The 5,712-nt window shown below is 31.5% G+C and carries 7 protein-coding genes; all 7 read right to left on the bottom strand.

Annotated features, from left to right (window positions below):
• Nucleotides 1-338: 338 nt before the first annotated feature.
• On the bottom strand, nt 339-773 hold the full coding sequence (locus BGC07_RS06070) for a hypothetical protein (RefSeq protein ID WP_069312377.1): 435 nt from the start codon (nt 771-773) through the stop codon (nt 339-341).
• A gap of 179 nt (nt 774-952) precedes the next feature.
• Nucleotides 953-1,573 carry a hypothetical protein gene (locus BGC07_RS06065; RefSeq protein ID WP_069312376.1) on the bottom strand — a complete coding sequence of 207 codons (621 nt, stop codon included), beginning with the start codon at nt 1,571-1,573 and terminating at the stop codon, nt 953-955.
• Nucleotides 1,551-2,210, bottom strand: coding sequence for a hypothetical protein (locus BGC07_RS06060; RefSeq protein WP_069312375.1), 660 nt, complete (start codon nt 2,208-2,210; stop codon nt 1,551-1,553). The genes BGC07_RS06065 and BGC07_RS06060 overlap by 23 nt, the downstream gene beginning before the upstream one ends.
• A 113-nt stretch (nt 2,211-2,323) precedes the next feature.
• Entirely contained in the window at nt 2,324-2,698 is a 375-nt protein-coding gene (locus BGC07_RS06055; RefSeq protein WP_139121639.1) for a hypothetical protein, read from the bottom strand.
• A gap of 1,142 nt (nt 2,699-3,840) precedes the next feature.
• Nucleotides 3,841-4,377, bottom strand: a complete 537-nt coding sequence (locus BGC07_RS06050; RefSeq protein WP_069312373.1) for a hypothetical protein — start codon at nt 4,375-4,377, stop codon at nt 3,841-3,843.
• Nucleotides 4,349-4,747, bottom strand: coding sequence for a hypothetical protein (locus BGC07_RS06045; protein WP_139121638.1), 399 nt, complete (start codon nt 4,745-4,747; stop codon nt 4,349-4,351). Before BGC07_RS06045 ends, BGC07_RS06050 begins: the two co-directional genes overlap by 29 nt.
• The gene (locus BGC07_RS06040) at nt 4,725-5,246 is read right to left on the bottom strand and encodes a hypothetical protein (RefSeq protein WP_069312371.1); all 522 of its coding nucleotides are present in this window, start codon (nt 5,244-5,246) and stop codon (nt 4,725-4,727) included. Before BGC07_RS06040 ends, BGC07_RS06045 begins: the two co-directional genes overlap by 23 nt.
• Nucleotides 5,247-5,712 lie beyond the last annotated feature (466 nt).

Genomic DNA, 5,712 nt, shown 5'->3' with positions numbered 1-5,712 from the left:
CACGACACATATATTTCCTTATTAAAGTATTTGGAGTTCCCATAATATGGTGTTAATGAGGAAAATAAATAGTAATTGAGTTTTTGCTGAAGAAAAGAAACATTCCTCTCCATGCTTATATGTCTGTTTAAGAACACTTAAATTCCCATCAAATCTGGTAACAAATATATTGGTTAATTGCCTGTTAGCACTTTCTTGATAACCCGACTGTAATAAAAAATTATCTATAAGGCTGATCAAATATATTTTTAGATGAATTATAGCATATTTTTGCACATTCAAATAGCAATTGGTCTTCTTTCTGCAAATTTGTAAAGTCTTTATGTTTAGAATACAATTTATCCATTGCTAATTTTGCGTATAGCACTTTGAGTAAACTCAGAAGGAATTTTTCCTCTTTGGGGCCGCAAATGTACCATGCTACATGTTCGATCAAACCATTCTACAAATAATACAGTGCAACCAGAAAGTGTTGGTGTACACCAAATACTATCATTTTTGAAATTTATTCTTTCTAGTTGTGTATATCTGTTATCTTTTTCTCTCATAGGAGTATAGGTAATATTATCAAAAGAGATAAATGCGCCGCTTTTATTTTTAGTCTCAGCTTGTAGGCGAAAGTCATGATAATAACTGTCAATCCCCTTATAGAAGTTTAGTCTTGGAATGACTATGGTTTTGTAGCCAGTAGAAATATCCATAGGGATGTTTATCTTGTTTTCTTTAAGAATACATTCAGAGTTAAGGATGAACTCTTCAAAATCAATCGACATTAAATCTTACCTTATTTTATCCTCGTTAGTAAAAATGAGGTTGCAAAGTGTAACAGGGTGAGTATTTTAGGTTGTATGTGTTTTTCATAATTGTTTGGAATTACATTAAATTAATTGATGAATTATATTTCAATATACTTTATACTTAGTATCTACGTGATAACCGATTTTTTTTGATATTACCCATAACTATCAATCAATACCTGAACTTGGCTATATACCATCGTATTATATTTCTCATCATAGAGGCAAGATATGTCTTCTAGCCCTTTAGGCCCTGTCAACGAATCTATAAGTAATTTGTACTTTTCATCTTCAGTGTTAGGTTTTCTATATTTATCTAAGCTTATGCTTTCTGTTAATTTTTCGAATGAAAATTTATTTTCTTTGATTATCTTAAAAAATCCCCTTGCAGTGCTGGTTTTGCCTATATTGCCAATTTCTAATTTTTCTGGCTTTTTCTTGCCTCTAATTAATAGGGATATTTTGAGAGATAGCATTATAATTTCTTCTATATGCTTATCGCCCAGATATTCATATTTAACTCTTATATCACTTAAGTGTGCTATGATTTTATTATAACTAATCATTTTTATATTTTTTTCATCGGATATATACCAATGTGATGCTATCTCTGATAGCAGTTTAATAAACTTAATTACACTTGTTAATATTTCATGCTTTTTTACATTGATAGATAGGCTTTCTCTAACATCTTTTAATTCCCTTCCTTTGCCAAGAAGTGACTTTCTTAATCCAATTTTTTCAAGCTCATTTTTATAGTGTATAAAAAAACTCACTTTTTATTTCTTGCATAGTACTCTCAAAATCATCTATTTTTTTATATGGCTTTTTACTATTAGAGGGAATTTTAAATGAAAATGATTTAGATATTATTTCCCCTTCATAGTATCCTGTTACATTATAGAGCTTGGCATGACCCAGATGACTATCGATATCTGATAAGTATGAAGATTTATATATCCATGGGTCGCAGATAACCCCATTTTTAAGCCTGGCTTTCAAGCCTAATTTATGAATATCATCACTTACAAGGTAATTATCTTTATACGTATGTAAGAGAGGGTCTTGATGAATAATGCAAAACGCATGATTTTCTGTAAGGCCTTCACTTACTGCAAAAATGGAAATATAGCATTTTTCAGTTAAATTTAGATCTAACCTTGATGCTAAAACTGCGGCTGCAACGCATAGGCCATCACAATAGCCTATACCTATCTTAAAGCCTTGATAGGCGTGATCTATGGTGTAGGGCCTATATTTCATCGTCTGTTGAAACATGTCCCGTCTAGACCTATATAAAGAACTATTTGTATGCCCTCTATATAAGGAGAATAGATTTTCAGAGTACTTTATGTACTTTCTAACCGTTTTGGTAAGCGCTGCGCCTATAGCAAGGAGCTCTTCTTTTTTCATATAGAGTAATAATCTAACTACTAACACAACTCATCATATTTAATTTTCTTCCAAAATACTCTTGATCTATTGCAGGGTTCAATAGCGTCCATGAGCCATTTAAGAAGATTTTATTATTTATTTTTTTCAGCATTAAAAACGAGAGTGCCTGTATCAATATACTTACCATCTTTTTCTTTGTAAGTAATTGAAATTGTATTACCTTGGGCAATACCAACACCATGACCCTTTTGATTGCTTGTATTTTTTCCTGCTTTATTCTCATTGTATTGCCATTGGATATCATAGCGCTTTGAGTTTCCGTGGTTGCTTGGATTAGAAGAGGTAATCTTAATAGAGTCACAATAGCGATCATCGGTGAAGTGTCCTGCAACATAACCAACACATACATATTCGCCGCTAAAATCAACTGAGTTAGCACCATGAGCTGTTATCATCAGCCCCAAGCTAAGAATTGAAAGTATTGTTGGATAGATCTTTATTAGCATTATGTTAACTTCTCTGTAGGTTTAATCTCAAGTTGACTATATTTGACTCTTATTATGTGTAAGTCTTATTTGCTGTGTTAAATGAAAATAGATTATCAGCAGCATTGTGCTAGTGATACTGATGTAAATAAAGATAATTGTTCAACATATTATTTAGTAATCATCTCCGTTTTCGAGTGCTAATTAGTTTGATGAAAAATAGATTTTGCATATGAAATCTAGATGGCAGAGATTATAGCTAGCATTATGCTAGGTTGCTACTTACAAAAAGCATAAAAACCTATATAGGGTGGCTGGTTATAGTTTATATCAGGGTTCAGCAACTTGCATGTTGATAACAAATTATATTATAAGTAGGTTGCTTGTAAGGGGTTTGCTATTTGTATTTTTATCTATACGGTGATGGTAGTTTAGGCTCGTAGGAATTGCTTATTTATTGTGGAGTTTGTATATATCCTCCTAAGCTCAGTAATTATAAAATTTTCAATATGTTATTTATTTACCCAAGGTGAGTGATCAGTAAAGTATAGGGAGTACTTCTTCACTTTATTACTTTTTTAATTAAAAAATCAGTATCAGTTACATTGGAATTAAATATAGGTTGAACCTCCCAAACTGAATAGTCAATTGTTTGGTTTAAGAGGTAAGCTTTTGTTTGTAATCATTATTTTTCCATATAGAAAAGTAATTATTATCTATATTGTTTTAGGTTGGCCTTGTGTTAATGTTAATTATAAGCTAGTCATTATGGAGTGATGGTCATGGTTGTTAGCGCTCTCTTCGCAATGTTACTATTTGTGGTATCTGTTATTATTGGATTTTACATGGATAAAAGGCTTCAACTGACAGATATTATTCTTGATTTGTATCAGTAATATTTAGTAAAAAGTAGTGAGTATAACTTATTGCTAATAAGGCTATTATTGCCATCCTTGGTAGGATTTAGAGGTTTACAAAAATATCTAATGTGGATATAAAGTATCAAGCCTAGACGAATAGTAAAATGAAAAAGGCAATCATCAGGCAGGTGGATTTACCTTTTTAAAAGCCTCTAAACTGGTAGTCGTCTCTAGTTAGAACCTTTCTAAGCCAATAAAGGAAATATGATTTTGAAGTAAGGTCTGGTTGCTTATTCAATAAAGTCATATCTCCTTAAATAGTGACCTTTTTTGCTGAAAAGTTCTCTCTTTAAAAGAAATTCTTAACACTGATGAAGATAAAAGCACTTTAATTTTATTAGTCAAATTTTTATACTCCTTGATGCTGTCAAGCTTAAGCATATAACCATCTTCTAGATTAAACCTAGCCAATAAAGTTTTAATAAAGTCATGGTATTCCGTATTGGGGGTTATTGTAATTTCCCAAAGATTTAGTAAGGTCTTATATTTGAGAGATTCTTTCTTGAGTAATTCAAGGAGTTCTCCTCCTGTATTTGTTTTTCTAATTTGATTACATTTAGATATTGATGGAGCACGATGATAACGATTACTAATTGCTATTAGAAAGGTTAACTTTATGATATTTTTTATTTCATCTTCTAGTGCTTGAATCAGCCCTGGCCAAAAATTTACTTTTTCGTCATTTAGTAAATCTAAATGAATTAGTAGTTCTTTGTAACAGTAAAACTTTCCATTATTTATCCAGTTCCAATTACAACTTAAGTGACGACATTGAATCATTAGTTTCTCTACTAGCCCTGTTAATAATTCTAAATTTTTTCATAACATGTTTTACATTTTTATAGAAATCACGCCTGATCTTAGCTGCATTTTCTCTGTTTATCCCTACCATATGGTTATTGTGCCTTCCATATATAGTTTTTGACAGTGATATCGAGCTTGACTTTCGAATTTTATCATATGCTTCTTGAACTTTTAGGTCAATATAATCACTTTTCCCTTGGTGTGTAACAGAGTTTGTTATCATTACAGTGTTTGGTGTTCCCTTTAGATTCGCAATCATTGAATTATTAGATCCAACCCCGGTTTCACCTCGGGATTCCTTATACATATTAGCAACCTCTTCACTAAATTTTTCCTGCATGGGCAATATGGTTTTTCCAATTAGTAAGGGGTGTAACTTTATAAATCCAAGGGTCTACTATAATTGCATTTTTTAGATCAGCACGTGTGGCAAGGTGGTAAAAGCGACCAAGCTTTAGCTTTTCCATTCCTTTTAGCTTACATTGCTGCTCATAAAGGTTTTTAGAGGTATGCAGAAGGCAATACACATGTCCATTTAATCCCAGGTTTGTTAGGTATATATTATAGCCTGGCTTATATATTCCATTAATGTTTATTTGGCGAGCAATATATCTCATAACAAAAGAAAGATACCCACAGGTACCATATCCAACGAAAATCGAATCTGTTGGTTTTTGCTCTATTACATTTGTCCTAACATTGTTAGTTGATTTTAAAAACTCTAGATCCTTTGTCTTTTCTGTGTCTTCTTCAATCAGTTTTAAGTTAGATGATGAAGGGATGTAAGATCTTGATAAATGGCTAATCACTAAAGCAATATGAACTAAATCGTTTGTATCGTACATAAATTCCTCGGAACATAGAAGTAAAATAAGTTTGCTATCTGAGTTATTTTGTTAATATCATTGTATGGCGACCTGATGTTTATGAGGTTTAGATTATATAAAGTTAGCGACAATATACCTTCTAAGTGCTAGAGTCAAGGCCAATCTAAATAAATAGACTCTCTGAGAGTTAAACTCATTAAACTATTGCCTTGCTAAGGGTTAGGTAGTATCTGCTTACATCTAAGTGTGATTGATGTAAAAATTCTTATATTTAAATTCAATGGTGAAGGTGAAAAAATAGGGGGATATACTTTCATTGAAAGAGTTGTTTATATAAAAATTATCTTTAATAAAAATTATAATTTTTATCACTGTAAATATGTGCCTATTGATGGAGTTTGGGCTATATTTGAGACTTTCCTACTTGATAGGTTATTGACAGTTTAGTCCAGAGAGTTAGATATTCTACTGTAGGGAAAAGCAC

It is taken from the genome of Piscirickettsia litoralis (assembly GCF_001720395.1).
GTDB lineage: Bacteria > Pseudomonadota > Gammaproteobacteria > Piscirickettsiales > Piscirickettsiaceae > Piscirickettsia > Piscirickettsia litoralis.
This window is presented reverse-complemented; position numbering and strand designations above follow the sequence as displayed.

Excerpts from the sequence above, each read along its gene's own strand:
- BGC07_RS06070 (WP_069312377.1), bottom strand. The coding sequence starts at position 773 with ATGTCGATTGATTTTGAAGAGTTCATCCTTAACTCTGAATGTATTCTT.
- BGC07_RS06060 (WP_069312375.1), bottom strand. The coding sequence starts at position 2,210 with ATGAAAAAAGAAGAGCTCCTTGCTATAGGCGCAGCGCTTACCAAAACG.
- BGC07_RS06055 (WP_139121639.1), bottom strand. The coding sequence starts at position 2,698 with ATGCTAATAAAGATCTATCCAACAATACTTTCAATTCTTAGCTTGGGG.
- BGC07_RS06050 (WP_069312373.1), bottom strand. The coding sequence starts at position 4,377 with ATGATTCAATGTCGTCACTTAAGTTGTAATTGGAACTGGATAAATAAT.
- BGC07_RS06040 (WP_069312371.1), bottom strand. The coding sequence starts at position 5,246 with ATGTACGATACAAACGATTTAGTTCATATTGCTTTAGTGATTAGCCAT.